The 26,589-nt window shown below is 72.7% G+C and carries 23 protein-coding genes; 15 read left to right on the top strand and 8 right to left on the bottom strand.

Annotated elements, in window-relative coordinates; genetic code table 11:
- Positions 1 to 14 precede the first annotated feature (14 nt).
- The 5 genes from AB0L34_RS14635 (at position 15) to AB0L34_RS14655 (ending at position 3,675) form a co-directional block, all read left to right on the top strand.
- Positions 15 to 431 carry a RidA family protein gene (locus AB0L34_RS14635; protein WP_363704990.1) on the top strand — a complete coding sequence of 139 codons (417 nt, stop codon included), beginning with the start codon at positions 15 to 17 and terminating at the stop codon, positions 429 to 431.
- A complete protein-coding gene (locus AB0L34_RS14640) occupies positions 431 to 1,312 on the top strand; it encodes a fumarylacetoacetate hydrolase family protein (protein ID WP_363704992.1) in 882 nt (293 codons plus the stop codon). Before AB0L34_RS14635 ends, AB0L34_RS14640 begins: the two co-directional genes overlap by 1 nt.
- 212 nt (positions 1,313 to 1,524) lie before the next feature.
- Positions 1,525 to 2,271, top strand: coding sequence for a GntR family transcriptional regulator (locus AB0L34_RS14645; protein WP_363704994.1), 747 nt, complete (start codon positions 1,525 to 1,527; stop codon positions 2,269 to 2,271).
- A gap of 169 nt (positions 2,272 to 2,440) precedes the next feature.
- Positions 2,441 to 3,397 carry an amidohydrolase family protein gene (locus AB0L34_RS14650; protein ID WP_363704996.1) on the top strand — a complete coding sequence of 319 codons (957 nt, stop codon included), beginning with the start codon at positions 2,441 to 2,443 and terminating at the stop codon, positions 3,395 to 3,397.
- Positions 3,398 to 3,552: 155 nt separating this feature from the next.
- The gene (locus AB0L34_RS14655; protein WP_363704998.1) at positions 3,553 to 3,675 is read left to right on the top strand and encodes a hypothetical protein; all 123 of its coding nucleotides are present in this window, start codon (positions 3,553 to 3,555) and stop codon (positions 3,673 to 3,675) included.
- A gap of 335 nt (positions 3,676 to 4,010) precedes the next feature.
- Here AB0L34_RS14655 and AB0L34_RS14660 read toward each other — a convergent pair whose 3' ends face one another.
- From AB0L34_RS14660 to AB0L34_RS14670, 3 genes are all read right to left on the bottom strand, one after another.
- Positions 4,011 to 4,880 (bottom strand): GNAT family N-acetyltransferase, encoded by an 870-nt coding sequence (locus AB0L34_RS14660; RefSeq protein WP_363705000.1) that lies wholly within the window; start codon positions 4,878 to 4,880, stop codon positions 4,011 to 4,013.
- A 310-nt stretch (positions 4,881 to 5,190) separates the two neighbouring features.
- Entirely contained in the window at positions 5,191 to 5,616 is a 426-nt protein-coding gene (gene coaD / locus AB0L34_RS14665) for a pantetheine-phosphate adenylyltransferase (RefSeq protein ID WP_363705002.1), read from the bottom strand.
- Positions 5,617 to 5,672: 56 nt separating this feature from the next.
- On the bottom strand, positions 5,673 to 5,819 hold the full coding sequence (locus tag AB0L34_RS14670; RefSeq protein ID WP_363705004.1) for a hypothetical protein: 147 nt from the start codon (positions 5,817 to 5,819) through the stop codon (positions 5,673 to 5,675).
- Positions 5,820 to 5,951: 132 nt separating this feature from the next.
- Between AB0L34_RS14670 and AB0L34_RS14675 the strand changes: the two genes are divergently transcribed.
- Entirely contained in the window at positions 5,952 to 6,314 is a 363-nt protein-coding gene (locus tag AB0L34_RS14675; RefSeq protein ID WP_363705006.1) for a hypothetical protein, read from the top strand.
- Positions 6,315 to 6,419: 105 nt separating this feature from the next.
- Here the strand turns inward: AB0L34_RS14675 and AB0L34_RS14680 are convergent, their stop codons facing one another.
- Entirely contained in the window at positions 6,420 to 6,608 is a 189-nt protein-coding gene (locus AB0L34_RS14680; RefSeq protein WP_357454575.1) for a hypothetical protein, read from the bottom strand.
- A gap of 337 nt (positions 6,609 to 6,945) precedes the next feature.
- Here AB0L34_RS14680 and AB0L34_RS14685 point away from each other — a divergent pair, with 337 nt between their 5' ends.
- The 8 genes from AB0L34_RS14685 to AB0L34_RS14720 all read left to right on the top strand — a co-directional run bounded on the left by AB0L34_RS14685 (position 6,946) and on the right by AB0L34_RS14720 (position 16,290).
- Positions 6,946 to 8,235, top strand: a complete 1,290-nt coding sequence (locus tag AB0L34_RS14685; RefSeq protein ID WP_363705008.1) for an MFS transporter — start codon at positions 6,946 to 6,948, stop codon at positions 8,233 to 8,235.
- A gap of 273 nt (positions 8,236 to 8,508) precedes the next feature.
- Positions 8,509 to 9,690 carry a hypothetical protein gene (locus AB0L34_RS14690; RefSeq protein ID WP_363705010.1) on the top strand — a complete coding sequence of 394 codons (1,182 nt, stop codon included), beginning with the start codon at positions 8,509 to 8,511 and terminating at the stop codon, positions 9,688 to 9,690.
- The gene (locus AB0L34_RS14695) at positions 9,687 to 11,018 is read left to right on the top strand and encodes an MFS transporter (protein WP_363705012.1); all 1,332 of its coding nucleotides are present in this window, start codon (positions 9,687 to 9,689) and stop codon (positions 11,016 to 11,018) included. The genes AB0L34_RS14690 and AB0L34_RS14695 overlap by 4 nt, the downstream gene beginning before the upstream one ends.
- On the top strand, positions 11,011 to 12,102 hold the full coding sequence (locus tag AB0L34_RS14700) for a hypothetical protein (protein ID WP_363705014.1): 1,092 nt from the start codon (positions 11,011 to 11,013) through the stop codon (positions 12,100 to 12,102). The genes AB0L34_RS14695 and AB0L34_RS14700 overlap by 8 nt, the downstream gene beginning before the upstream one ends.
- Positions 12,074 to 12,310, top strand: a complete 237-nt coding sequence (locus AB0L34_RS14705) for a phosphopantetheine-binding protein (protein WP_350708107.1) — start codon at positions 12,074 to 12,076, stop codon at positions 12,308 to 12,310. The genes AB0L34_RS14700 and AB0L34_RS14705 overlap by 29 nt, the downstream gene beginning before the upstream one ends.
- The gene (locus AB0L34_RS14710; protein ID WP_363705016.1) at positions 12,307 to 13,515 is read left to right on the top strand and encodes a cytochrome P450; all 1,209 of its coding nucleotides are present in this window, start codon (positions 12,307 to 12,309) and stop codon (positions 13,513 to 13,515) included. Before AB0L34_RS14705 ends, AB0L34_RS14710 begins: the two co-directional genes overlap by 4 nt.
- On the top strand, positions 13,512 to 14,813 hold the full coding sequence (locus tag AB0L34_RS14715; RefSeq protein WP_363705018.1) for an amino acid adenylation domain-containing protein: 1,302 nt from the start codon (positions 13,512 to 13,514) through the stop codon (positions 14,811 to 14,813). The genes AB0L34_RS14710 and AB0L34_RS14715 overlap by 4 nt, the downstream gene beginning before the upstream one ends.
- Positions 14,806 to 16,290, top strand: coding sequence for an aminotransferase class V-fold PLP-dependent enzyme (locus AB0L34_RS14720; RefSeq protein WP_363705020.1), 1,485 nt, complete (start codon positions 14,806 to 14,808; stop codon positions 16,288 to 16,290). Before AB0L34_RS14715 ends, AB0L34_RS14720 begins: the two co-directional genes overlap by 8 nt.
- 109 nt (positions 16,291 to 16,399) lie before the next feature.
- Here AB0L34_RS14720 and AB0L34_RS14725 read toward each other — a convergent pair whose 3' ends face one another.
- From AB0L34_RS14725 to AB0L34_RS14740, 4 genes are all read right to left on the bottom strand, one after another.
- Positions 16,400 to 19,021 carry a tetratricopeptide repeat protein gene (locus tag AB0L34_RS14725; RefSeq protein WP_363705022.1) on the bottom strand — a complete coding sequence of 874 codons (2,622 nt, stop codon included), beginning with the start codon at positions 19,019 to 19,021 and terminating at the stop codon, positions 16,400 to 16,402.
- Between the two features lie 264 nt (positions 19,022 to 19,285).
- Positions 19,286 to 20,473 (bottom strand): amidohydrolase, encoded by a 1,188-nt coding sequence (locus AB0L34_RS14730; RefSeq protein WP_363705024.1) that lies wholly within the window; start codon positions 20,471 to 20,473, stop codon positions 19,286 to 19,288.
- Between the two features lie 109 nt (positions 20,474 to 20,582).
- Positions 20,583 to 21,248 carry a GntR family transcriptional regulator gene (locus tag AB0L34_RS14735; protein ID WP_363705026.1) on the bottom strand — a complete coding sequence of 222 codons (666 nt, stop codon included), beginning with the start codon at positions 21,246 to 21,248 and terminating at the stop codon, positions 20,583 to 20,585.
- Between the two features lie 163 nt (positions 21,249 to 21,411).
- The gene (locus tag AB0L34_RS14740) at positions 21,412 to 22,485 is read right to left on the bottom strand and encodes a helix-turn-helix domain-containing protein (protein WP_363705028.1); all 1,074 of its coding nucleotides are present in this window, start codon (positions 22,483 to 22,485) and stop codon (positions 21,412 to 21,414) included.
- Positions 22,486 to 22,649: 164 nt separating this feature from the next.
- Here AB0L34_RS14740 and AB0L34_RS14745 point away from each other — a divergent pair.
- On the top strand, positions 22,650 to 26,589 hold a 3,940-nt coding region (locus AB0L34_RS14745; RefSeq protein ID WP_363705030.1), incomplete at its 3' end, for a S8 family serine peptidase.

The raw sequence follows: 26,589 nt of genomic DNA on the forward strand, positions 1-26,589 counted from the left end.
TCGTAGAAGAGAAGATGACGATGCCCAAGCAGCAGATTGTTTCCCCCGAGCTGGCCGCCCCGAACGGCCACTTCGCCCAGGCCACCCAGATCAGGGCGCGGGGCCGGATGGTGTTCGTGTCCGGCATGACCGCCCGCAACCGCGAGGGCGGGGTCACCGGCGTCGGCGACATCGCCGCCCAGACGCACCAGGTCTGCCAGAACCTGCGCGCCGCGATGACGGCTGCCGGCGGGTCGCTGGAGGACATCGTGCGGGTGGATGTCTACGTCCGCAACATGGAGGACTTCCACGCCATCCACGAGGTGCGCCGGCAGTACTTCACCGGTGAGCCGCCGGCCTCGACGATGGTGGAGGTCTCCAAGTTCGTGAACAAGGACTACCTGATCGAGATCAACGCGATCGGCGTGATCGACGACGAGCGGGACGCCTGATGAAGCTCGCCAGCGTTCTCACCGAGACCGGCCGGCGGATCGGGGTGGTGGACGGCGACACCGTCGCCGTGCTCCCCGCCGAGCTGGGCGACCTCGACGAGGCGATTCGTGGTGGCGCGGACGCGTTGGAGGCCGTCCGCGCCGCCGCGCGGCAGGTCGCGGCGGTGCCGTTGGCCGAGGTCCGGCTCGACGCGCCGCTGCGCCGGTTCAACCGGGACATCCTCTGCACCGGGTGGAACTACTGGGACCACTTCGAGGAGTCGCGCGGCAAGCGGGACGGGCAGGACCCCGCGGAACGGCCCAAGCACCCGACCTTCTTCACCAAGGGTCCGGACACGGTCGTCGGCCCGTACGACGACATCGCCTACGACCCGCAACTGTCCGCCAAGTGGGACTACGAGGCGGAGGTGGCGCTGGTCATCGGTGCGGACTGCCGTTCGGTGAGCGAGGCGGACGCGCTGTCGTACGTGGCGGCGTTCTGCGTGGCCAACGACGTGTCGCAGCGCGACCTGCAACGCGCGCACGGCGGCCAGTGGCTCAAGGGCAAGAGCATCGACGCCACCATGCCGCTCGGGCCGTGGCTGACCACCGTGGACGAGGTGCCGGACCCGGCGAACCTGCGCATCCAGTGCGAGGTGAACGGCGTGCTGCTCCAGGACGCGTCGACCGGGCAGATGGCCTTCCCATTCGCCCGCATCATCGCGGAACTGAGTTGGGGGATGACCCTGCGGGCCGGCGACGTCGTGCTCACCGGTACGCCGAGCGGCATCGGGAACGCCCGTGACCCACAGGTGTTCCTGAACGACGGGGACCTGGTGGTGACCCGGGTGCAATCGCTCGGTGAGCTGCGCAACCGGGTGCGGCTGACGAAGCTGCACTGACCCCGCGACGGGTGCGGGTCGGCGCAGCGCGGCGCCGGCCCGCACCATTCCACAGCGACGAAATTGGTACCATTTCCAGGGCCCTGATGCGTTTGTGGGATCACCCGAGCACCCCATGAACATGGATCATGTCCCGCGAGAACGGGACGAGCACGGCATCCACCAGCGGCCCTATCCGGAGGCAAACCGTGGTAACAACGCATCGTCGGTCCGTGCTGAACGACGCCAACGACGACGGCCGGGCCGGTGCCGGTGGAGCCGACGGACAGCACCGCACCCTCGCCGACTCGGCGACCGCGGTCCTGCACGAGGCGATCCTCACCGGCCGGCTGCCGGCCGGCACCCCGCTACGGCTCAACGAGATGGCCGACCTGCTCGGCATGAGCATGAGCCCGGTCCGCGAGTCGATCCGACGGTTGGCCGCGCTCGGCCTGGTCGAGGTGGTCCAGCACAAGGGCGCCTGGGTCATGCCGCTGACCGTCGAGGACGCGGTCGACACCCATGAGACCCGGATCGCCATGGAGACGGCACTGATCGAACGGGCGGCGGCCCGGTTCACCGCCCAGGACGCCCGGCGTGCCGAGGCGGCACTCGACGAGCACCTCGCCGCGTCCGCGCGCGGTGACGCCACGGCTGCCCGCCGTGCGCACACCGAGTTCCACTTCACCATCTACCGGGCGGCCGGATCGCGTTGGCTGCTGCGCGGCCTGGAGCCGGTCTGGGAGAACAGCGAGCGGTACCGGTTCGCAACGGTCACCCCGACGGGGCAGAACGAGGAGCGGGTCCGCGAGCACCGGGCCATCCTCGACGCGTGTGTGGCGGGGGACGTGGCGGCGGCGGTCACCGCCGTGCAGGTCCACATCCAGAATGCGGCCGACCGGGTGATCGGCAAGATGAACACCGACGCGGCGGCAGTGCCTGCCGCCCGGGCACCGGGACACGCGCGTACCGGGAGCTGACCGCCGGCGCCACCGCGTCCGCCGGTAGTGGCGCCGCCCTCCAACCGTCGGGGCACCTCCGCCCCGACGGACTGTCCGCCGCCGAGTGAGCGGCCACGCCAGCCACCATCCCGTACCGTCGGCGCGTCCCGTCGTGACCGCCGGTCGGGCCTACCGTTAGGAAGCCCCGTTGCCTGGCATCGACATGCACGCCCACCTCGCCCCCGACCTGCGCCCGGCCGACCTGCCGGGGGTGGCGGTCGACGGTGACGGCGCCGCCATTCTCGGTGGCAAACGGGTCGGCCCGTCCGACCTGTACCACCCGGACCGGCTCGAGAACCACCTGGACCAGGCAGGGCTGGACGAGGCGATCGTCAGCGTGCCGCCGCCCTTCTACCGTCAGCGGCTGTCCGGCCCGGACGCGGCGGCGTGGGTCCGTGCGGTCAACGACGGCCTGCTCGCCGTGGTCGCCGACCGGCCCCGGCTCACCCCGCTGGCGTACCTGCCGTTCGAACATCCCGAAGTGGCCCTCGCCGAGTACGACCGGATCGCCGCCGACGACCGTTGGGCCGGGGTGGTGGGCGCCGCCGGTGGAGACGCCGGGCCGCTCGACGGTCCGCCGCTGCACCCCCTGTGGCAGCGTCTCGACGCGGACCGGCGCACCGTGCAACTGCACCCCGCGCACTCGGCGGACCCCCGTCTGGAGCCCTACTACCTGGCCAACCTGCTGGGCAACCCGGTCGAGACGACGGTGGCAGTGGCCCAGCTCGTCTTCGGTGGGGTGCTCGGCAGCCACCCGGGAATCCGGTTCGTGCTGGTGCACTGCGGCGGTTGCGTGCCGGCGGTGGTCGGGCGCTGGGAGCGCGGTCACACCACCACCCGACCGGGCGTACCGGTGCTGTCGCCCACCCCGGCCGAGGCCGTGCGCGCCCTCTACGTCGACAATCTGGCCCACGATCCGCAGGTGGTCGACCTGGCGGTGTCGGTCTTCGGCGCGGACCGGCTGGTGCTCGGCAGCGACTGGCCGTTCCCGATGGGCACCGACGCTCCGTCCGCCACGGTGGCACACCGGGGCGCCGACTACGCCCGGCAGGTGGCCACCGACAACGCGGCGCGGGCCCTGGGCCGGGCACCCGGCGGCCGGTGACGGCTCGGGCCGGGGGAGCCGTCGAGTTGCCGCTACCGCCGTCACCCGGCGCCGGGGCGCCCGGCATGCCGGGCCCACCCCGCCGCCTGCCCGGCAGCCCCGTATCGGACCTCAGCGCCGGATCAGCGCCAGCAGTCAACGGTGTGCCGGGCCTGGTGGCCCAGCGCGCCGGCGTCGTCGTGACCGTAGCCTCGTTCGACGTCGCCGACGGGCGCGTCACCCGGATCTGGGCGGTCCGCAACCCGGAGAAGCTGCGGCCGTGGGCGCGGGAGGGCTAGCCCTGCCGGAGAGCCTGCTGGAGGTGCAGGAGTTGTACGGCACGTACTTTCGGGGCGGCCCAGCCTGGGATGCCGCCCGTCGTTGACCGACGACCGGGCCCGCGACCGTCGACTCTGGTCGCGGGCCCGGTCGGCCGACGGCCGCAGCGGCGGGCCGGGCCGGCGGGCACGGTGCAGTCAGGGTGATGGAGTCCCGCCGCCTCCCGCCCCCCGATCGCGCTGCTGCTGCTCGCGCCCTGGGCCCGCCGAGTGCGCCGAGTGCGCCGGGGGCGGCTTCACCCTCGCCGAGACCGGCCTCGCGATCGCTGGTCGCACCCTGCCCCACGCCGAGAGCCTCAGGAACCGTCGCGGTACAGGTCCCGTCTCTCGGGCAACTGCCGGAGGCCGGCCGACTGGTAGGTGGCGACGGCACCGACGTTGGAACTCGGGGTGCACACGACCATGCTGGACGATCCCAACTCCTGGAGTGCGCGCGCCGCGGCGACCGTGATCGCTCGGCCGTAACCGTGGCCGCGGTGCGCCGCGTGCACCCCCATCGGCTCGATCAGCCCGAGCTTGCCTTCACCCGCCGACCACACCGTCGTGGCCGCCACCGCCTCGCCCTGCTCATTCCGGACGACCAGGCACCGCGCGTCGACGTACGGCGCACCTGCCGCCATCGCGTGCCAGCGCTCGTCGGTGAACGTCGACCCGTCGAACGACGCCCGCAGGACCGCGGCCCACTCGTGCGCCTGTTCGGGCCCGATCACCTCGACACGTACGTCGGGATCCGGCACAGGGGCGCCGAGGTCACGCCGAAGTGGTGTCCACGGCTCGCCACTGTCCCAGCCGTCCTTGAACAGCAGGTCCTGGACCAGCGCACCCATCGGCGCCTCGACGTACACCTTGCCCTCGAACAGCACACCACGCTCAGGCACCGACACGTCCTCGACCACCTGCTGCGCCAACTCCTCGTCCCGCAACGCCTCCGGCGCGAACGCCAACCGCAGCAGATCAGCACCATCCAGCAGCCCGACCGCCAGAACCTTCCCAGCCCGACTCCAGGTCCGCGTGGCCTGCGCCGTCCGCTCCGCACCGAACCGCCAGAACCACCCCACATCTCCCGGATGCAACTGCACGGGTCCTCCGTCGTGCTGCCACTCCGCCAACACCCGCACCACGTCACCGAGCCCGTTGACCCCCGGGCTGCCCATCTCGATCGCCATCCCCCGATCACAGACCACCCCACCGGCCTCCGCACCCAGATTTCCCGCCGGCAGCCTGCCGATCACGCGCCCACGCTCGCTTCGAAGAAATCGGACAGCTCGAAGGCCATGCGACCGTGGAGATCGTGCGCTGAGCCGCGCCTGACGCCGCTCGTGCGCGGCGAGCTGCGCCCCGCTGGGCCACCGCGCCTGGCGGTAGCGGCGGAAGAACGTGCTCCCCGCCAGTGCTCCAACGTCACTTGATCTTGAGGCGGCAGTCTCGAAATCATCCGGCGGCGGTCCGGCGAGGGGTTCGTTGATGTCCGGCAGCCTACGGCTGCGTGGACGAAGGTAACGTCCCCAGCGTGCGCACCGCAGTCGACGACACCGCGGCCAGCTCGGGCTGCGCAGGCAGAAATACCGTGGGGACACCCAGTGACTGGTTCATTGCGGCGATCTGGTACTCGGTCCAAAGGTCGGTGGTGTTACGCACGCCGCGGACGATCACTCCTACTTCATGGCGACGGCAGTAGGCGGAGGTCAACCCGCTCCAGGCCGCAACGGTGACGGAGGTCCACTCGACCGGCAGAATGGCCCGAACAGCGGCCGCTCGCTCCTCTTCGTCGGTGCCCGGATGCTTCATGCTGTTGACCGCGACGAGCACGACCACTTCGTCGAAGAGGTCGCGTGCCCGGTTCACCACATTCAGATGCCCCGGAGTGAAGGGATCGAAGCTGCCGGGGTAGACGGCTCGCACGCGTACGCGACCGGGGGTGGGTGCTATCGGACGTGGCCCTGCCGATGGTTCGGGTGTCACGGCCGCACGACCCGCTGCGCATCGCGGACGACCCGCTCAGGGGCCAGTGGGGCCCAAGAGGCGAACAGGTTGCCCCCGGGATGCGCGATCTGCTCAGCTCCATGCCGGCGGAGCCAGACCCGCACGCCTTTGTCGGTGCTCATGGCCCGACTGTAGGTATCGGCTGTCGGATTCGCTGGCCCCTGGGCGTGGGCGATATGTCACAGCGCCGTGGAGACGTCTGGCACGGCCGCGATCAGCGCGCCATGAGGTGTCGCCGATCAGTTGGCGGACGAATGTCTGTCGCGCATCAGTCGACGGAGGACAACGAGGCGTGCGGGGCGATGCTGGCAACCATGATCGATGCCGTGCCGCCGGACCGGCGGTCGTTTCACGCGTACGGTCTCTCCGACCCTTCCGGGTTCGCCGCGATGGGCGTGGTCGAGGTCCTGGTCCACATGCACGACGTGGCCGCCGGGTTGGACCTGACGTGGTCGCCGCCTGCCGACCTGTGTACGGGAGCGCTGCGCCGGCTGTTCCCCTCCGTGCCGTCAACCGGCGAGCCGTGGTCGACGCTCCTCTGGGCTACCGGCCGGGCGGACCTACCCGACCTGCCGGGGCGAACGTCGTGGAGATGGGACGGCACTCCGCGCCCCTGAACGCCGGCCCAGACCACGGTCAGGTGCACGGACGCCGGGCCGCCCCGCGCCACCCGTTCGGAGTCGAGCCGTGCCTGATCGCTCGCGGGCGTCGCTGTCCCGCCCTCACCGCGCCGAGGACGTCGTCTCCTTCACCCGGTCGGCCGCGCCGCCGTTGCCTGTCTCGCCGAACACGCTGTCCCGCATGGCAGGAAGGTCACCGGCCGTCGCGCCGCGCACGGCACGGCGACGGCTTGCTCGTACGACGACCGCCGCCGTCACCACCGCGGCCACGGACATCGCCGCCGCCTGCATCAGCGGCACCTTCCTGCTGCTCCGTCGACGTCTCATCTCGCCACCCGTCCTTGTCGAGTCCAACCATGTCGTTCCCATCGTGAGGACACCGCAGCGGCAGTGGGGCTCTGTTCGACGCAATCGACACGGTCGGGTCATTCCCCACGTGGACACGACGCCGGTGGGTGCGCCAGGTGCGATGGCGGGATCACGAGCGGAGCCCGCCGGCCGCCCGAGTCCACCCGTACGGATCCGAACATCCCCGAACGCCTGGTCCCGGCCCCGGCGGCGCAGGCGTGGATACGTTCTGGACCCAGTGCCCGGAGGGCAGCCGGTGGTGGGACAGGACGGGAGCGGAGTGACCGAGCGCGCCGCGACGTACGCCGAGGTGTTCGCGGTGCGCGAGTACCGCTACCTGTTCGTGGCGTACCTGCTGTCCCTGGCGGGGGACCAGCTCACGGCCGTGACCGTGGCGTACCTCGTCTACACCGGCACCGGCTCGGCCGCGTTGGCGGCGGCCGCCTACGCCAGTTCCTACCTCGCCTGGCTCGTGGGTGGGCCGCTGCTGTCCGGCCTCGCCGACCGGTTCCCCCGGCGGCGGATCCTGGTCGCGTGCGACCTCGTCCGGGCGGCGCTCGTCCCGGCGGCGGCGCTGCCGGACCTCCCCGCGCCCGCCCTGGTGGCGCTGCTGTTCGCGGTCAACCTGATGCGGCCGCCGTTCGTGGCCGCGCGGGCGGCGCTGATGCCCGAAGTGCTCGACGGTGACCGCTACGCGGTGGCGAACGGCGTGGACAACATCTGCGCCCAGGTCGTGCAGGTGCTCGGCTTCGCCGTCGGGGGGAGCCTGGTGGCGCTGCTGTCGCTGCGCGGTGCGCTGCTGGTGGACGCCGGCACGTTCCTCGTCTCCGCCCTTCTGATCATGATCGGCGTTCGTTCCCGCCCCGCGCCCCGGCCGCCCGGCCGCCCGGCCCGCCGCGGCCGGGCGGCCGGCCTGCGGGTGATCTTCACCGATTCGCGGCTGCGCGCCTACGTCCTCGTCCTGTGGGCAGCCAGCGCCTTCACCTACGCCGCCGAAGGACTGATGGCGCCGCTGGCCCGACAGTACGGAGGCGGCGCCGGCACCGTCGGGCTGTTGCTGGCGGCGGCGCCGACGGGGATGGCCCTCGGCGGGGTCGCCCTCACCCGGCTCTGTCCACCGGCGGCCCGGCCACGACTGATCCTGCCCCTGGCCGCGCTCTCCGCCGGGGTGCTGGCGGCGACCTGGCTCGTCCCTCCGCTGTGGGTCGTCCTCCTGCTGTTGGTGCTGGCCGGCACCGCGAGCGCCTTCGCCATCCCGCTGAACGCGTTGTTCGGCCGGGCCGTGCCGCCGCAGTACCGGGGACGCGCGTTCGGGGTGGCCATCACCGGTCTGAGCGGGCTCCAGGGGGCGGCGATGGTCACGGCGGGTCTGGCCGCGGACCGGTGGCCGGCGACCACGGTGATCGGGTTCAGCGGACTGTCGGGCGCGGCGGCGGTCCTCGCCCTCGTGCCGCTCTGGCCGCGGCGGTCTGCCGGCACGCCGACGACGTTCGAGATCCCGGTCGAACAAGGCCGAACGACCTCGACCGCCGACAACCCTACCGCCGAGGCGGGCGGCGGCCGACGCTGAGATCACGGGCGGGCACGGGGCCGCCACGAAGGGAGAGGAGAAGCGCATGCGCAGCGTCCGCAAGCGTGGCGTCAGCTGGACCTGACCCTGACCCTGACGCTCCATCACGTCGGCGACGCGCCTCCGGCTCCGACCTCACCGCCGGAGGACGCCGACCGCTCTCACGAGAGGAGGTGCGGGCGATGCGGAAGGACGACTGCACTGCCTGAGATCCGTGAACCACGGTGGGTGGTCACCGCGGGTGACCACCCACCCCTCGACGCTGGAGGAGTCATGCGCGGTCAGGGTGGCCACCCGCTCACCATGGGTCAGCTCTCCATGTGGCGAGCCCTCTCGGTGCGCCCGCCGGAGCAACTCTGGGAGTCCAACCAGGACGTGGTCTGGCCGGTTCCGGCCGGAACCACCGAGGAGCAGGTACGCCAGGCGCTCACCGCGCTGGCGGTGCGGCACGAGTCGCTGCGCACCGTCTACCGGCCGGCGGACGAGCCCGACGCCGTGCGGCAGGTGGTCCTGCGGGACCCGCTCGTGCGCTTCGCCGAGGCGTCCGTACGGGAGCCGTTCGACCTGGCCGCCCAGCCGGCCTGGCGGGCCTGGGTGCGTAGTTCCGACGACGGTGGACCGCCGCGGGTCCATCTGGTGATCCACCACCTCGCGGCCGACGGCGCCGCCGTGCGGATCCTGGAGTCCGACCTGCACGCCCTGCTGCGCGGTGACCGCCTCGCCGACGCCCCCGCGCCCCGCGAGGTGGCCGAACTCCAGCGAGCCGACGGCTTCCGGGCCAGGCTGACCGCGGCCGGCGAGTACCGTCGGCGGATCGTCGCCGCCGCACCGCGGGTTCCGGTGTCCCGGGGTGCCCTGGTGCGGGCTCGCGCGCACACCGGCATCCCGTACGGCGCGGTTCGCCACGCGGCGCGGCGCCTGCAGGTCACCGTGCCCACCCTGCTGCTCACCGTCTACGCGCAGGCGCTGGCCGCGACCACGGGCCGGACGGACCAACTGCTCTGGCAGTTGGCCGCGAACCGGATGGATCGCACGGTGCGGCACCTGGTGTCGTCGATGACCCAGTGGGTGCCCATGCTCGCCGCCTGCGACCCCGACGGGCCGCTGCGCCCGATGGCCCGCGAGGTCAACGTCGCGGCGGTGCGCGCCATGCAGCACGGCGTGTACGACCCGTTCGCCGTCGCGCCCATGGACTTCGACCACGGCAGCTTCTTCACCTTCATCCCGGCCCCCGCCGCCGCCGACACCGCGCCGTCCGAGGTGACGCCCCGGCGTGTCGAGTTCCTTCCGCCCCGCGCCTACAGCGGGGCCAGCTTCTACCTGATCGCCTGGGTGCACCCCTGCGTGCAGCTCACCATGCGGGTGATGCGCGGCGGGTACGGGCGCGCCGAGGTGGAACGCTTCCTGACCACCATGACCGACCTCCTGCTGCGCGCGGTCGAGGAGCCGGCATGAGCGACAGTCTGTGGCGGCACCGTGACTTCATGGTGCTGTGGTCGGGCCGGACCCTCAGCGAGGTGGGCGACGCCGTCTCGATGCTGGCCATTCCGCTGCTGGCCGTCACCGTGCTGGACGCCTCCGCCGTCGAGGTCGGCGTCCTCGTCGCCACCCGGATGATCGCCTACCTGTTCCTCTCGCTGCCCGCCGGGGTGTGGGTGGACCGGATGCGCAAACGCCGGGTCATGGTGGTCTGCCACCTCGTGCGGGCCGGGCTGGTGGCCACCGTCGCCATCGGCGCGTGGGCCGGCTGGGTCACCATGGCGCAGCTGTGGATCGTGGCGCTGCTGTCCAGCGTCTGCACCGTGCTGTACGAGACCGCGCACCAGAGCTTCCTGCCGTCGGTCGTCGCCGGCAACCAGCTACTCGACGCCAACGGCAAGCTGACGACCACGTACTCGGTCTCGCGGATCGCCGGATACGGCGTGGGTAGCGCACTCGTCTCGGCGCTGGGCGTGGCGCGTACCGCGGGCATCGACGCGCTCGCCTACGTGGTCAACGCCGTGTCCCTCATGCTGCTCCGCCGTCCGGAGCACCCGCCGGCCGTGGCGCGGCGTCGGGACTTCCGCCGGGAGCTGGGCGCCGGGCTCTCCTTCGTGTTCCGCCACCCGATCATGCCCAGACTGGTGGCGGCCTCGGCGTCGCTCAACCTCTTCAGCCAGATGATCTTCGCGCTGGCGGTTCTGTACCTCGTGCGTGACCTCCACCTGAGCGAGCACATGGTCGGTGTGGTGCTGGCGCTCACCACGCTGGGCGGGATCGGCGGCGGCCTGGTCTCCGCGCGGCTGGCGCGCCTGGTGGGCACGGCCCGGATCATCTGGATCGCCCCGCTGGGGCTCGGCTGGACGGTGCTGCTCGTACCGCTCGCCCGGCCCGGTTGGGGTGCGATCGCCTACACGGCCGGCATGGCGGGGCTGGGCGCGGTGTTCGCCATCTACAACGCGGCGGCGGTCAGCTACCGGCAGCGGGTCTGCCCGCCGGACCTGCTGGGCAGGATGACCGCGTCGGTCCGGTGGGTGATCTTCGGGGTGATGCCGGTCGGCGCACTGACGGGCGGACTGCTGGGCAGTTGGCTGGGGGTGCGCCCCACGCTGTGGATCGCCGCCGCCGGAGTGTGGGCGTCCGGTCTGCTGCTCTACCTCTCGCCGCTGCGGCGGTGGCGCGACCTGCCGGACGAGGCCGGCACGCCGGACGGCGGGCAGCCGCCGCCGAGACTCCCGGCGCCGCACGGGCGGTCGCCGGTCGACCCGGCCGGAAAGGCCATGGGAGGTGTACGAGGTGGATGACCAGCCGTACGCGCAGCACATTCTGTCCTGGGCGGGCGGGCCGGCGGACACCGACCGGTTCGTCGCGCTGGGCGGGGCACGGCTGCCCGCCGAGCCCGACCTGGCAGCCCTGCGCCGAGCCCTGGACGCGCTCCTGGCCCGGCATCCCGTACTCGGCAAGGGGCCGGTGCCGCTGCGAACGGTCGACGACGTGTGGGCGGCGGCCGCCGCCGGCCGGTACCCGCCCCACGCGCGGTGCCTGCTCTGGGCGTACCTGGCCGGCCGCGAGTTGCTTCTCGTGGCGCACCACACCGTGTCCGACCCGTGGTCCATGCGGCTGCTGCTCCGCGAGGTGATGAAACCAGGGACCGGCCCGGCCCCCGCCTACCACGCCAGCGCGTCCATGCCCGCGCCCAGGCGGGTGAACCGGTCCCTGCCGTTCTGGCGCCGGATGCTGGCCGACGTGCCGACCCTGGTCCCGGACCCCGCCGGCGACCCCGGCACGGCCGAGATCAGGACGCCGAGCGGCATCACCCAGCAGCAGGCGGCAGCGGTCGCCCGAACCGTGCGCAGCACCCCGTTCGTCGTCCTGCTCACCGCGTTCGCGCGGGCCCTCGGCCCGCTGTGCCCGGGCGAGGCGGTCGTCCCGGTGCTGACCCACGGCCGGCAGCGGTCCGACTGGGACACCGTGGGGCTGTACATGAACGTGCTGCCGGTGCGGCTCGGCACCCCGACGGTGGGCGCGGTGCACCGGGCGTTCGCCGAGGCGTACGCCCACGAGATTCCGTTTCCGGTGCTGCTGGACGCGGTGCCGCAGGCCGACGCGCTGTTCGCCGAAGGCGGACCGGCTCTGGCCCAGTTCGAGGTCATCCAGGTGCCCGACGGCGCCGGGATCGAGCCGCTGACGATCCCGGCCGGGCTCGGGCTGGGCGGGCCGGTGCTGCCCGTCAACGGGCTGGCGTTCTGGCTCGAGCCGGGTGCGGGCGGCGCCTACACCGCCTGCCTGCGGTACCGCCGCTCCTACCGGGAGGCCGAGATGCAGGCCCTGACCCGGCGATTCATCGACAGTTGGGAGGATGTCCGTGCCGACGCGGAGCGAGCTTGAGTCGATGCTGACCCGGCTCTGGAGCGAGAAGCTGAACGTCACGCCGGTGGGTGTCGAGGACGACTTCTTCGCCCTCGGCGGCGACTCGCTGCTCGCCGCTGACCTGCTGATGGACCTCTACGAGCAGCTCGGCGTCGAGGTCGACGCCGCGGTGCTGTTCCTCAAGCCGACCATCGCCGAACTGGTCGACGAGGTGCTGGCCGCATGAGGATCCCGCCCTGCCTCCAGATCCGGCCACCGGGCCGGATCGACCTCGCCGACCCCGCCCTGCACGGCGCCGGCGACCCGCACGCCGCCTGGCGGACGCTGCGCCGGTGGGATCCCGTCGGCTGGCAGCCGGTCGAGGGCAGGTCGGGCTTCTGGGCGGTCACCCGCTACGCCGACGCCAGGACCGTCCTGGCCGACCACGCCAGGTTCACCTCCACCGGTGGGGTGATGCTCACCATGCTCGGCCGGGCGGAGCCGGCGCAGAACCAGCAGTTCGCGGCGACCGACCCGCCGCGGCACGGCCTCATCCGGGGGCCGCTGCAACGGCAGATGACCGCGCGTGCGGTGGCACGGCACGAGCCGGCCATCCGGTCCTTCGTCCGGCAGATGCTCCGCCCCGCCGCCGGGGTCCTGGACTTCGCCGAGCTCACCTCCGCCCTGCCGCTGGCCTTCCTGGGGCCGCTGATGGGCATTCCGGCAGCGGACTGGCCCGCCCTGGCCCGGTGGGTGTCCATGTCGGTGGCCGAGCACGACCCGGATGTCGCGCTGCCCGGCGGCCCGGCGGCGACCCTCGACCGCGGGCACCGGGAACTTTTCGCCTACCTGCTCCACCTGGTGCTCGAACACCGTCGGCGCCCACGCGGGGACCTGGTGGACCTGCTGGGGGCCATGCCGCTGCGCCCCGGAGCGATCGTCGCCAACTGCTACAGCCTGCTCCTCGGCGGCAGCGCCGCCATCCCGCACGTGCCCCGCGCGGCCCTGGCCGAGCTGATCCGCACCGACCGCTACGAGCAGTGGGCCCGGCGGCCCGAGCGGGTCGGCCGCGCGGTGGAGGAGGCGCTTCGGTTCACCTCCCCCGCCGGGCACTTCATGCGGCTGGCGACATGGGACACCACCGTCGGCGGCGTACGCGTCGGGGCGGGCGACGCCGTCGTGGTGTGGCTCGGGTCGGCCAACCGCGACGAGACCGTCTTCCCCGACCCCGACACGCTGGACCTGGACCGCCACCCGAACCGGCATCTGGCCTTCGGGGACGGGCGGCACTACTGCCTGGGAGCGGCCGTCGCCAGACTGACGTTGCGCGTCTTCTTCGAGGAACTCTTCGCCACCTTCGCGTCCTTCGAGCCGGCCGGCGAGGTCGAGCGCGTACGGTCGACCTGGCTGGGCGGGATCAAGCGGATGCCGGTCGTGGCCGGGCGACGATGATCACCGAGGCGCTGGCCGCTCAGCTGCGCTCCCGCCGGGAGACGCCGGCCGTGACGGATCCCGAGCAGGCCCTGACGTACGCGGACCTGGACGGCCTGTCCGGCGCGGTCGCCCTCCATCTCCGGCAGCGGGGCGTGGCCGTCGGGGAGCCGGTGGTCGTGCACACCCGGCTGTCGTGCTGGGCCGTCGTGGCCATGCTCGGCGTACTGCGGGCGGGAGCACGTTACGTCCCCGTCGACGCGGCCTTCCCGGCGGCGCGCCGCGAGCTGATGGTCGCGGGCAGCGGTGCCCTGGTGACACTCACCGAGAGCCTGCTGGCGTCGCTGCGCCCGGCCCGCTGCGGCTGGCGGGACGGGCCCGACGCGTACACGCTGTTCACCAGCGGTTCGACCGGCGTGCCGAAGGCGGTCACGGTGTCGCGGGCGGCGCTGAGCTACTCGACCGGCGCCCGGCTGGAGTACTACGGTCGTGCGCCCCAGCGGTTCCTGCTGTGCTCGTCCATCTCGTTCGACAGCTCCGTGGCGGGCATCTACTGGACGCTGTGCACCGGGGGCACACTGGTCATCCCGAGCGACCGGCCGTTCGACGTGCGGGCGCTGGTCCGGGCCGGCACCGTGCACCGGCCCACCCACACGCTGATGGTGCCGTCCCTGTACCGGCTGGTGCTGCGCTCCCCGGTGGCCAGCCTGACCACCGTGATCGTGGCGGGGGAGAGCTGCCCGCCCGGCCTGGTCGACCTGCACCACGAGCGGATGCCCCACGCGACGCTCTACAACGAGTACGGTCCCACCGAGTGCACCGTCTGGAGCACCGTGCACAGGTGCGCGCCGGGCGAGGACCCGGTCCCCATCGGCCGGCCGATCCCCGGCACCACGATCTCCATCGACGACGGCGAGCTGTGCATCTCCTCGCCCGGGGTGGTGTCGGGGGGACCGGTCTACCGCACCGGCGACCGGGTCAGCCTGGGCGCCGACGGCCTGCTCCGCTACCACGGGCGCGTCGACGAGCAGCTCAAGGTCGGCGGTATGCGCATCGAACCGGCCGAGATCGAGCACGCCCTGATGTCCCACCCGGCGGTGCTCCTCGCCGGCGTCGCCGTCCCCTACCAGGGCGTCGCGTACGTGGTCTGCGCCGAACCGGTGCCTCAGCGGACCCTGCGCGCGCACCTGCTCGACCGGCTGCCCGCCGTGGCCGTACCCACCGCCTTCGAGCGGCTGGAGCGGCTGCCCACCCTGCCCAACGGCAAACTCGACAGGCGCGCTCTGGGCCGGTCCGACCACACTCCACCTCATGGCTGAGGGGCACGCCTCCCCGGCGCCGGCCGGCGTGCGCATCGCCGCGGCCGCCGCGTACGCGAGCACCGCCCGGATCGACGAGCTACGCGCCACCGAGTATCGGCACCTTGACCGCGACGGGCGCGTCTACCTCGACTACACGGGGGCCGGGGTGGCCGCACGGGCACAGGTCGCCGCCCACCACGACCGGTTGCTCGCCGGCCCGTACGGCAATCCGCACTCGGAGAACCCCACCTCCGAGGCGACCGGCGCGCTGCTCGCCTCGGCCCGACGCGCGGTGCTCGACTTCTTCCGCGCCGACCCCGGCGAGTACGTCGTCGTCTTCACCCCGAACGCCAGTGGCGCCTGCCGCCTGGTGGGCGAGGCGTACGTCTTCGGCCGCGGCCGCCCGCTCGTGCTGACCTGGGACAACCACAACTCCGTCAACGGCATCCGGGAGTACGCCCGCGCGGCCCGCGCGCCGGTCCGCTACGTGCCGCTGGCCGGGCCCGACCTGCGGGTGGCCGAGTCCGACGTGATCGCCGCGCTGGCCGCCGGCCGAGGCGGGCCGGGCGGTCGTAGCCGGCGGGGCAGGTCCGGCCCCACCGGGCTCTTCGCCTACCCGGCACAGAGCAACTTCACCGGCGTGCAACATCCGCTCGGGTGGGTGGGGCTGGCCCGGCAGCGCGGCTACGACGTGCTGCTCGACGCCGCCGCCTTCGCCCCGACGAACCGGCTGGACCTGGGCGTCGTGCAGCCGGACTTCGTCTGCCTGAGCTGGTACAAGCTCTTCGGCTACCCCACCGGAGTGGGGGCGCTGCTGGCCCGGCGCGAGGCGCTGGCCCGGCTGCGCCGACCCTGGTTCGCCGGTGGCACCGTCCGGGCGGTCAGCGTGCAGGGCGACTGGCACCAGCCGATGGGGGACGAGTCGGGGTTCGAGGACGGCACGCTGAACTTCCTCAGCCTCCCCGACGTGGAGTTCGGGCTGCGCTGGCTCGACTCGATCGGCGTCGACCTCGTCCACACCCGGGTCGGCCTGCTCACCGGGTGGCTGCTGGAGCGGCTGACCGCCTTGCGACACCGCAACGGCCGGCCGCTCGTCCACGTCTACGGACCGTCGACGGGCGACGCCCGTGGCGGCACCGTGGCGTTCAACTTCCGCTACCCGGACGGCTCGCTGGTCGACGAGCGGCTCGTCGCGCTCGAATCGTCGGCGTCCGGCTTCGCCCTGCGTACGGGCTGCTTCTGCAACCCGGGCGCGGCCGAGGCCGCCTTCGGGATCAGCCGCCGCTCGCTGCGCCGCACGAACCTCGCCCACGCCGGGACGATCGACCAGCATCTCGCCGCGCTGCGGCTGCCGACCGGCGGAGCGGTACGCGTCTCCTTCGGTCTGGCCTCGACCGCGGCCGACGCGGAGCGCTTTCTGGCCTTCGCCGAGTCGACCTACCTGGACCGCGCCGGCCCCGCCGACGTCCGGCTGGCACCACGCATACGCTGCTGAGCCCGGCGAGCGCCCGCCCGGCCGCCGCCAGACGCGCGTCGTGAGGCCGTGGGCGGGAGCGCCCCGGGGTGGCGCCGACACCCGGAACTGCGCTGCCCGCCAGCGGCGGTCAGGCAGTCGTGTCCGCCGCCAGGGCGGCGCGGAGGCGGATGCACGCCTGCGGGTCCAGCCCGTCGAGCCGGCCCAATGCCTCCCGCCAGTGCCGGCGCGCCACGGCGCGGTGTCCGAGGCCCGCGTGGGCGTCGCCGAGCACCTGTAGCGCCAAGCCGATGCCCCGCCGGTGCTCGTAGCGTCGGCAGATCTCCAGCGACTCGGTCGCGCGAGCGATCGCCTCCCGGTGGTCACCGCCGGCGTGCAGCGTCTCGGCGAAGTTGACCAGCGCCTGGGCCTCGCGCAACGGATCGGTGCCGCCGTCGGCGACGGCGCGTCCCGCCTCGTGGCAGGCGACGGCCCGGGCGTGGTCGCCGAGGCGCTGGTATACCAGGGCCAGGTTGTCGAGCACCAGCCCCTCCTTGTGCCGGTGGCCGAGTTGCCGCCGGATGACCAGGGCGGCCCGCAGGTGGTTCAGGGCGCCGGTCAGGTCGCCGCCGTCGCGCAGGGCGTTGCCGAGGTTGTTCAGGATGGCGGCCTCCCGGCTCCGGTCGCCGAGTTCGCGCTGGACGGCCAGGCACCGCTCGAGGATGGGGATCGCCTCGTCGAGCCGGCTCTGGCGCAGCAGCGCGACGGCGACGATGTTGAGCCCGGCGGCCTCGCCCGAGCGGTCGCCACACCGGCTCGCCGCCGAGGCGGCGAGGTGGCCGAACTGTTGCTGCTCGGCGATGTGCCCGGCGTAGTCGAGGAACTTGGCCGCCACGAGGGCCAGGTCGCGGACCTCGGCGAGGGCCCGTCCCGCCGTCGCCTGCTGGCCGGCCACCAGCAACAGGTTGGTGTGCTCCCGCTCGAACCAGGTCCACGCGTCGGCCGCGTCGGCGAGGGGCGGGCCGGGGCGAGTCGGGCCGGCCGGCTCGTCGATGCCGAACCGGTCGTCGGGGTAGAGCAGCCGCGCCGCGCGGGTGGTGGCCGCGAGCAGCCACGCGGTGAGGTTGCCGAGGGCCGCCTCCCGGTGGTGTGGGTCGTCCACCGCCTGCGCCCGCTCCCGGGCGTAGAGCCGGACGATGTCGTGGAACCGGTATCCGCCGCCACCGGCCGACTCGATCAGGTGCGCGTCGGCCAACGCGTCCAGGGCCTGCTCGGCGACGGTCACCGGCAGGTCGGCCAGTGCCGCGCAGCCGTACGGCGTCAGGTGCGTCCAGTCGGGCAGCGCGGCGAGCCGGAAGAGCCGGGCCGCCTGCCGACGTCCGCCCTGCCGCGCGTCCCCGAACACCTGGTAGCCCAGGTGCAGGCTGGCCCGTACGGACAGGTCACCGACCTCCAGGACGTCCAACCGCATGCCCTCGTCGTCCATCCGCTCGGCGAGGCCGGTCAGCGAGGCGTCTGGCCGGGCCGCGGCGCGGGCGCCGACGATTCGCAACGCCAGCGGCAAGCCGCCGCACCGGCGGACCACCGTCGCGGCCGCGGCGGGCTCCGCCTGCACGCGGTGGGCGCCGGTGAGCCCGCTGAGCAGGGCGAGCGCCGCGTCGTCGGGTAACGGGCCGAGGCGGATCCGCGCCGTCGTGTCGAGGTCGGGGAGCATCCACCGGCTCGTGACGATCGTGGTGCATCCGGGCCCGCTGGCCAGGAGCGGTCGGACCTGCGCCGCCGATGCGGCGTTGTCCAGCACCACCAGCACGCCCCGTCCGGCGGTCCACGTGCGCAGCAACGCGGAGGCCTCGTCGAGCGAGGCGGGGACGCTGGGCAGGCCCAGTGCCCGCAGGAACCGGCCCAACACGTCCGCGGGCTCGGCCGCCGCGACGCCGTCGGTGGCCCCGCGCAGGTCCGCGTAGAGGCAACCGCCGTCGTAGCGTCCCACGATCCGGTGCGCGACGTGCAGGGCGAGCGCGGACTTGCCGACCCCGCCGGCACCTTCGACGAGACACACCGCGGCGTCGGTCTCCGTGGCCGCGAGCAGTTGGCCGACCTCCGCCGAGCGGCCCGTCATCAACGGGGGCGCAGGTGGCAGTTGATAGGGGACCGGTGTCCCCGACCCGCCCTCCACCGGCGGCGGCTCGTTTGCCGCCGGCCACGACAGCCCCCGTAACACGGCCCGGTCCCGGCCGCCGCCGGACGCGGCGACCCGCCCCCGTTCCGGGCCGGCCGACCCGGTCCCGCCACCTGCGGGGAGCAGGCGTAGGGCGGCGGAACGCTGTGTGGGGGATGTCGGCCCGACACCCGTGGTGTCCGGCCCGCCGACCGGGCCGCTCGGACCGGTGACGCGCGCGGCCGGACCGATCGGGGAGTGACCGGCCCGGCCCGAGGAACGCGCCCGCGTGGACGCCGGAGGCGTCGCCGCCGTACGGGCGGCGGCCAGCCTGCCCCACACGGCCAGCCACGCTGTCGCGCGGTCGTCCGGCACGTCGCAGGCCCGCAGCAGCGCCGACACCAGATCACGGCGGGGCAGCGTCGACCGGCCCAGCATCGTCGCCAGGGTGCTCGCCGGCAGCACGTCCCCGTTGCGCTGCGCGCGGCGGGCGATTTCGCGATAGGCGAGGCCGGACTGGTCGCGGACGCGACGCAGCAGCCTGACGTACTGTTCCGGACCGGTCGCGGTGGTCGGGTCGACGTCGAAGTCGGCGGCCGTCATGCGCGCCCTCACGTCAGATGTCCTGTGCCCGGGCCGAGGGCGCCGGGCGGTTCTGCCAGAGTGCGTCACACGGTACAGGGCCCGGGCCAGGCACCGTCGCCCCGATACTCCGAAATGGACGCACCGAAACGCGCAGCCCATGTTGGGTATCGGTTCGTGTCGATCAAACGACGCGAACCGACATGCCTACGGCAGCCCCTGTCGCGACGGGTGGCCGCTCCGCCGGGTGGACAGCCCCTGTGCGGCAATTCCGCCAGTCCACCGTGCGCGAGGTCGTCAGACCAGCAGTTCGCCGTCCCGGACCACCAGCCGCCCGCCGGCGATCACGGCCTGGCGGCGGGGAGCCCTCATCAGAGCGTCCGGCACGTTCTCGGCGTCGAGCAGGACGATGTCCGCACGCGCGCCGGGGACCAGATCGTGCCCGGTGCGGTGCACGAACCGGGCGCCGTCGGTCGTGGCAAGCTTGACCGCGTCGGCGAGGTCGTCATCGGTGCGAAGGCCGTGCAGCCGGGCGAAGCCCAGGGCGATGCGGAGCATGTCGCCGTCGCCGTACGGTGACCACAGGTCGCGGATGCCGTCGGTGCCCAGCCCGATCGGGATGCCGCCGTCCCGCATGGCTCGCCAGGGCAACGGCGCCGAGCGTACCGGCGCAACCGTGGCCCAGGAGATGCCCGCCTCGGCGAACTGAGCCAGCAGCTCGGCCTGACGCTGCGGCGGGAGTTCACCGAGGGCGAATCCGTGCGAGATCGTGACCTTTCCCTGCAGGCCCGCGCGGAGCGTGCGATCGACGATCAGTTCGTACTGGAAGGCGCCCAGCTCGCCGCCGTCGTGCAGGTGGATGTCGATCCCGACGCCGCGGCGCTCGGCGATCTCGAACAGCCCGTCGAGCTGGGCTACCGGATCCCGGTCGATGGATGCCGGATCGATACCACCGATGCTCGTGGCGCCGGCCACGGCTGCCTGGTCCAGCAGCTCCAGGACGCCGGGGCGGCGCATCACGCCGTCCTGCGGGAACGCCACGATCTCCACCTCCACCGCGCCGTCCAGCGCGGCGACCGCCTCGCGAACCGACTCGATACCGCGCAGCCCAACCCCGAGGTCGACGTCGACGTGCGTACGGGTGGCTGTCGTCCCGTGGCGGAGGAACTCCCGCAGGACCGCGATCGTGCTCGCGACGCTCGGGATGCCGTGCTTGTCCCGCTCGGCGCGCTCGTGGGCGATCCGGCCCTGCGTCGTGGCCTCGCCGCCGTAGGAGACCCGCGGTTGACCCCACCAGCTCTTGTCCACGTGCGCGTGCGCGTTGACGAATCCGGGCAGTGCCAGCAGGCCGCACCCGTCGACCCGCTCGCCGGCGCCGTCCCCGGTGCCGGTGGGTGCCACATCGGCGATCAGCCCGTCGGCGATCGTCACATCGACTGGGCCGGCGCCCCATGGGCGCACGTTGGTCAAGATCAGAGACGTCATGTTCCGATGGTATACCAAAATCGGAGGCGTTCGGTCAGCGTCGCCGTACACCACGGTCTTCGAACTGAGCATCGGAACCTGGCCGCGCGGAGCCGGGTCATCGCGTGGGTCAGGGTCTCGTCGCCGCGTCGGAACGGCCGTGCTGGCGGGCCGTCGCCATACGCTGCCCAGCCGCGAGATGCTCCGCCACCAGACGCTCGACGCGGGTGACATCCCGGTCGGCGATAGCCGCGTACAACCCCTCGTGCTGCTCTGCGACCGCCATCAGGTCATCGTGCTGCCCGAGCAGCCACCGCATCCGGCTGCGCAAGGGGCGCTCGAGTTCGACGAGCAGCTCGTTCGCCGCCAACGACGTCACCACCTCATGAAAGTCCGCAGCCGCACGGCGGGCCCGCACCGCATCCCCCGCACGCGCGGCTGTCAGCTCGTCATCCAGCACGCCGCGAAGCCGCTCCAGGCCGTCGCGGGTTCGCCGCTGCGCAGCCAGCCGGAACGTCAACGACTCGAACGCCGCGCGGACCTCGTTCAGGTCCGCGATGTCCGAGGCGGTGAACTCCCGAACCACGGCCCAGGATCGTGGTCGCGGGGTCACCAACCCCTCGGCCACCAGCGCCCGCAGCGCATCGCGCACCGGCACCCGGCTCACGCCCAGTTCGCCTGCCAGATCCCGCTCCACCAGCCGGTCTCCCGGAGCGCGAACCCCGTCCAGGATCTCCTCACGCAGCTGCCGCGTGACGCGCTCCGATTCCGACTCGAAGCTCCCCGCCTCTGCCATGTGGTCACCGCCCCGCTGAAGAGTCGCGAATTTTGGTATACCATCCTAGCATGTGCGTCATTTGCTGCCCGTTCGACCCGCAGCCGCGCACAGAGTCCGCCGCCGTTGCGTCCCGCCACAGCGATCGCCAGGTGCCTCGCCCCGGCCGTGCATTGGCCCGGGATCACTCCCGCGTGGACTCCCGTGCCAGCTGGGCAGGGCGTGGAACCTGCCCGGCCTGATCGTGCTCGGTCCCGGAGGCGGGACGGCGCGTCAGGTCCCAACCCAGGCGTGCCACCCGGTGGCCGAGCTGGGTGCGGGTCTGCGCGCCCGTCAGGTCCATCAGGTGGCGCACCCGACGCTGCACGGTCCGCAGTGAGGTGCCGAGCCGGCTGGCCACCGCCTGATCGGCGAACCCGGCCAGCAGGAGGCTCAGGATCTGCACGTCGATGTCCTCCAGCCGTCGCGGGCCGACCTCACCGATGCCGTCGACTCTGGTGACGATCGGGCTGGAGACGTTCCACAGGGACTCGAACAGCGCGATGAGCGCGTCGAGCAACGCGCTGCGGTGCACCATGAGTGCCCCCGACGCGGCGACGTTGTGCTCGCCCGCGATCGGGATGAGCGCCAGCTCCCTGTCGACGATCAGCAGCTTCATGGGCAGGCTGTCGATGACGCGTACGCGCGTACCCAGCGCGGTCACCTTCTCGATCTCGCCGAAGAAGTTGACGTCGTCCTCGAGCATCGCGCGTTCGAGCACCACTCGGTAGGAGACGCCGCGTGCCAGGGCCGCGTCCTCGGCGGTGTTCTCGTCGGACTCGACCACCACGGGGGGCGCCGTGACGAAGGCCATTACCTCCTCGCGCGCGCCGATCTGCAGCTGCTCGAAGCGCTGCCTGATCGCCTCCGCGCCCTGCACCACGTCGATCACGTCGGCGATGGTCCGCTGGGTAGCCGCCGCCCGGTAGGTCTCCTCCAGCGCGTTGAGCTCCAGCTCGGCAAGCCTGATCTCATTCTGCCGCTTGGCCAGCAGCGCGCCGAGCGCGACGGCAGGCGGGGACGCCACGAACCGCCCAGTGTCCTCGCCGCTGCGTGCGGCCAGGCCGAGGTTCGCCAGGCGTCCCAGCACGTAGGCCACCTGAGCTGTCTCCATGCCGAGCCCGGCGCTCAGGTCCGCGGGCGCGCAGGACGGAAGCTTGATCAACTCGCGGTAGACCCGCGACTCTTCGTTCGTCAACCCGAGCACGTGTACGAGCATGGCGCGCCTCCGACTCATTGATACGCATGAAGCATGGCGGAAACCGCCATGTCGCAAAGCCGTACCTCCACCCCGCTTGTTCGGCCGGATCACAGCCGGGATCGTGCCATCCCATGAGAGAGACGCTCTTGAGAAGACGCCTGGCGCTCCGCCTGGGAGTGGTGATGTCCCTTCTGGCCAGCGCCGCCGCCGTCGTTGCGTTGTCCAGCCGGGCGGAGGCACACGACAAGATCAAGCCGGAACTGCGCTCGACCCTGCAGTCCGAGCGGACAGGGCCGTACTGGGTACGGTTCACCGAGCGACCCAACCTGGGGGCAGCCGCCGCGCAGCAGGACTGGAACGGGCGCGGCGAAGCCGTGATGAAGGAACTGCGCCGCAGTGCGGCCCGTAGCCAGGGCGATGTGATCGGCAAGCTCAAGTCGTCGGGCGCGGACTTCGAAGTGTTCTGGGCGTCCAACACCGTGTACGTCAAGAAGGGCACCCTGGAACTGGCCCAGTCGCTGGCCGCCGAGAGCGAGGTCGCCTCCATCGAGGCCGACCACGTATACACGCTGCCCGAGCCCACCCAGGGCAAGGACACGGTTGCTGCCGCGGCCGACACGGTGGAGTGGGGCATCAAGGCCATCGGCGCCGACCGCGTCTGGACCGACTTCGGCGCCCGCGGCGCGGGCATCGTCATCGGCAGCATCGACAGCGGCGCCCAGCACGACCATCCGGCGCTGGTCAACTCCTACCGCGGCAAGCGGGGCGACGGCACCTTCAGCCACGACTACAACTGGTACGACCCCGCGCTGAGCTGCGCCTCGCCGTCCCCGGTGCCATGTGACAACACCGGGCACGGCACGCACACCATCGGCACCATGACCGGTGACGGCGGCGAGGGCAGTCGCATCGGCGTCGCGCCGGGCGCGCAGTGGATCGCCGCCAAGGGCTGCACAGACCGTACCTGCCCGGAGTCGGCGCTGATGGCCTCGGCGCAGTGGATGCTGGCGCCGACCGACCTCAACGGCCACAACCCCCGCCCCGAGCTGCGCCCGCACGTCGTGAACAACTCCTGGGGCAGCCCCAACGGCCCCATCGTGGAGCCGTGGTTCAAGGACGTGGTCAACGCCTGGATCGCCGCGGGCATGTTCCCGATGTTCGCCAACGGCAACGAGGGCCCCGGCTGCAACACCGCAGGCAGCCCCGGCGACTACCAGAACACCTATGCGGCGGGCGCGTTCGACGCCAACGGCGCCATCGCACTCTTCTCCTCCCGCGGTTCCGGCGAGGACGGCGACATCAAGCCCAACATCGCCGCTCCGGGCGTCAATGTCCGCTCGGCCGTCCCCGGCAACGGCTACGCCTCGATGAACGGCACCTCGATGGCCTCCCCACACGTCGCGGGAGCCATCGCACTGCTGTGGTCGGCCGCTCCGCCTCTGGTCGGCGACATCGCCGCCACCAGGAAGCTGCTCGACCAGACCGCCGTGGATGTCGCGGACACGACCTGCGGCGGCACAGCGCAGGACAACAACGTCTGGGGCGAGGGCAAGCTCGACGTGCTCGCCGCCGTCACCGCCGCGCCGCTGCAGCACATCGGCACGCTGAACGGCAAGGCGACCGACGCCAAGACCGGCAAGCCGCTGGCCGGCGTCAAGGTGCACGTCGACGGCCCACTCGAGCGTGAGCTGGTCACCGGGATCGACGGCGGCTACAGCGTCCGCCTGCTGGCAGGTGACTACACCATCACCGCGTCGATGTTCGGCTATGTCGACGTCGACCGGGACGTGACCGTCAAGGCGGACGCGACCGTCTCGGCCGACTTCGTGCTGGAGACCGCGCCCCAGGGCAAGGTCCACGGCGTGGTCCGCGACGGGTCCGGCCAGGGCTGGCCACTGTACGCGAAGGTCAGCGTGGCAGGGCTCGCCGCCGGGCCGTGGTTCACCGACCCGCAGACCGGCGCGTACGAGATCGTGCTGCCCGAGGGCACCACCTACACGCTGGACGTGCAGGCGGTCTACCCCGGCTACCAGAAGTTGAGCGTGCCCGTGGCGTTCGCGGGCGACCTCGCCAGGGACTTCACCCTCCAGATCGACGCCAACCGCTGCAAGGCGCCCGGCTACCAGGTGAACGGCCTCTACGAGACCTTCGACGGCACCGAGACGCCCGCCGGCTGGTCGGTGGAGTCCAAGACGGACGGCGGCATGTGGGTCTTCGACGACCCCGATCCCCTCGGCAACCGCACGCCGGGCGGCGAGGGCAACTTCGCCTCGGTGAACAGCGAGATGCACGGCTACCAGCAGACGCAGGACACCTACCTGGTCACCCCGGCGATCGACCTGTCCGCCGCCCGCGAACCCGTGATCAGGCTGGCGACGGAGTACTTCGCCCCGTCCTGGGTGCGCTCCACCGCGACGATCGAGCTGTCCACCGACGGCGGTCAGAACTGGGCCGCGGTGTGGACCCGCGCCAAGGGCACCGTCAAGGACACCCTCACGGTCCCGATCCCGCAGGCGGCGGGCAAGAACGACGTGCGCGTCCGCTTCCACTACACCGGCTCGTTCGACATGTGGTGGCAGATCGACGACGTCCTCGTCGGCGAGCCCTCCTGCGCCCCGGTCACCGGCGGCCTGGTGGTCGGCCAGGTGACCGACCGCAACACCGGCGCCTGGCTCGGCGCAACCGAGGTGGCCTCCACCGATGCCGGCTCGCAGGCCGGTCGCTCCCGGGCCACGCCGGAGGACGCCGCCACCGGTGACGGGTTCTACTGGGCATTCCTGCCCCGTACCGCGGAGCTCGCCGCCACGCACCAGAAGTTCACCGCCCAGAGCAAGACGGTGCAGATCACCCCCGGTGCGATCACCAAGGCCGACTTCTCGCTGGCCGCCGGTCTGGCCGAGCTGTCCGCCGCGAAGCTGACGGCCGGCCAGGAGCTGGGCACCACCGGCACCGCCACGGTCACCCTTACCAACAAGGGCACCGCTCCGTTGCGCCCGCGCACCGGTGCGGTCTCCGGCGGTGCGCGGGCCCTCGCCGCGACCGGGCAGCCGTCGGTCGAGGTGCGGGCGGACGTGACGCCGAGCGCGCTGACCCCGAGCACCGAGCAGCCGCCACGCACCGACGCGGACGTCACCGCGACCGGGCAGGAGAGCGACTGGTCGGTCCTGGCCCCCTACCCCGTGGGCATCATGGACCCGACCGTCGGCGCACACGACGGCAAGATCTACTCCATCGGCGGGTTCGACGGCGCGAAGACCGTCGCCACCGGCTACAGCTACGACCCGACCAACGAGCGCTGGGAAAGCATCCCGCAGATGCAGGTGGCCAGGCAGCGGGCCTCGGGCGCGTTCATCGACGGCAAGTTCTACGTCGCGGGGGGCTGGGACGCCTCCGTCAAGGTCGTCGGCGTCACTGAGGTGTACGACCCGGCCAAGCGTCAGTGGAGCGTGGCTGCCAGCCCCGCCAAACCGCTGGCCGCCGCGGGCACCGTCGTCCTGGACGGCAAGCTCTACCTGATCGGTGGCTGCGGCTCGGGCAACGGCACGCTCGCGGGCGACTGCGGCAGGACCGACGTCCAGGTCTACGACCCGGCCACCGACACCTGGCGTACGGCGGCGCCGTATCCGGCCAACGTCGGCTGGGCCTCCTGCGGCGCGATCAACGGGAAGATCTACTGCGCGGGCGGCATGAACTCCACCGCCTCGGGCCCCGCCGCCTCCGCCTACTCCTACGACCCGGTCTACGACCACTGGGCGCCCATCGCCGACCTGCCCGTCGGCGCGTGGGCCTCGGCCTACAGCGCGGGCGACGGCAGGTTGCTGGTCTCCGGCGGGATCCGCGGCGGCATCACCGACGGCCTCGTCACCAACCAGGGCTACGCCTACGACCCGGCCACCAACGCCTGGACGTCGCTGCCCAACACCAAGTACCCGCTGTACCGCGCGGGCGCCACGTGCGGTCTGACCATCATCGGCGGCGCCGCCGGCGGCTGGCCCGGCATGGCCAGGTCGCAGGTGCTGCCCGGCTACCCCGCGCCGTCCCGCGACATGCCGCCCACGGACCGAACCGGCCCGGTCGCGCCGTCCCGCGACCTGCCCGTGTCGCCCGCTGGTCCCGTCCCGC

The sequence above is a fragment of the Micromonospora sp. NPDC052213 genome, assembly GCF_040679695.1.
Lineage (GTDB): Bacteria > Actinomycetota > Actinomycetes > Mycobacteriales > Micromonosporaceae > Micromonospora.

Bases quoted from the DNA above. Each gene is read 5' to 3' on its own strand.
- AB0L34_RS14635 (WP_363704990.1), top strand. From the start codon at position 15: ATGACGATGCCCAAGCAGCAGATTGTTTCCCCCGAGCTGGCCGCCCCG.
- AB0L34_RS14640 (WP_363704992.1), top strand. From the start codon at position 431: ATGAAGCTCGCCAGCGTTCTCACCGAGACCGGCCGGCGGATCGGGGTG.
- AB0L34_RS14740 (WP_363705028.1), bottom strand. From the start codon at position 22,485: ATGCTCGTACACGTGCTCGGGTTGACGAACGAAGAGTCGCGGGTCTAC.
- AB0L34_RS14720 (WP_363705020.1), top strand. From the start codon at position 14,806: ATGGCTGAGGGGCACGCCTCCCCGGCGCCGGCCGGCGTGCGCATCGCC.
- AB0L34_RS14735 (WP_363705026.1), bottom strand. From the start codon at position 21,248: ATGGCAGAGGCGGGGAGCTTCGAGTCGGAATCGGAGCGCGTCACGCGG.
- AB0L34_RS14675 (WP_363705006.1), top strand. From the start codon at position 5,952: ATGTCTGTCGCGCATCAGTCGACGGAGGACAACGAGGCGTGCGGGGCG.
- AB0L34_RS14730 (WP_363705024.1), bottom strand. From the start codon at position 20,473: ATGACGTCTCTGATCTTGACCAACGTGCGCCCATGGGGCGCCGGCCCA.
- AB0L34_RS14695 (WP_363705012.1), top strand. From the start codon at position 9,687: ATGAGCGACAGTCTGTGGCGGCACCGTGACTTCATGGTGCTGTGGTCG.
- AB0L34_RS14715 (WP_363705018.1), top strand. From the start codon at position 13,512: ATGATCACCGAGGCGCTGGCCGCTCAGCTGCGCTCCCGCCGGGAGACG.
- AB0L34_RS14660 (WP_363705000.1), bottom strand. From the start codon at position 4,880: ATGGCGATCGAGATGGGCAGCCCGGGGGTCAACGGGCTCGGTGACGTG.
- AB0L34_RS14705 (WP_350708107.1), top strand. From the start codon at position 12,074: ATGTCCGTGCCGACGCGGAGCGAGCTTGAGTCGATGCTGACCCGGCTC.
- AB0L34_RS14710 (WP_363705016.1), top strand. From the start codon at position 12,307: ATGAGGATCCCGCCCTGCCTCCAGATCCGGCCACCGGGCCGGATCGAC.
- AB0L34_RS14680 (WP_357454575.1), bottom strand. From the start codon at position 6,608: ATGCAGGCGGCGGCGATGTCCGTGGCCGCGGTGGTGACGGCGGCGGTC.
- AB0L34_RS14670 (WP_363705004.1), bottom strand. From the start codon at position 5,819: ATGAGCACCGACAAAGGCGTGCGGGTCTGGCTCCGCCGGCATGGAGCT.
- AB0L34_RS14690 (WP_363705010.1), top strand. From the start codon at position 8,509: ATGCGCGGTCAGGGTGGCCACCCGCTCACCATGGGTCAGCTCTCCATG.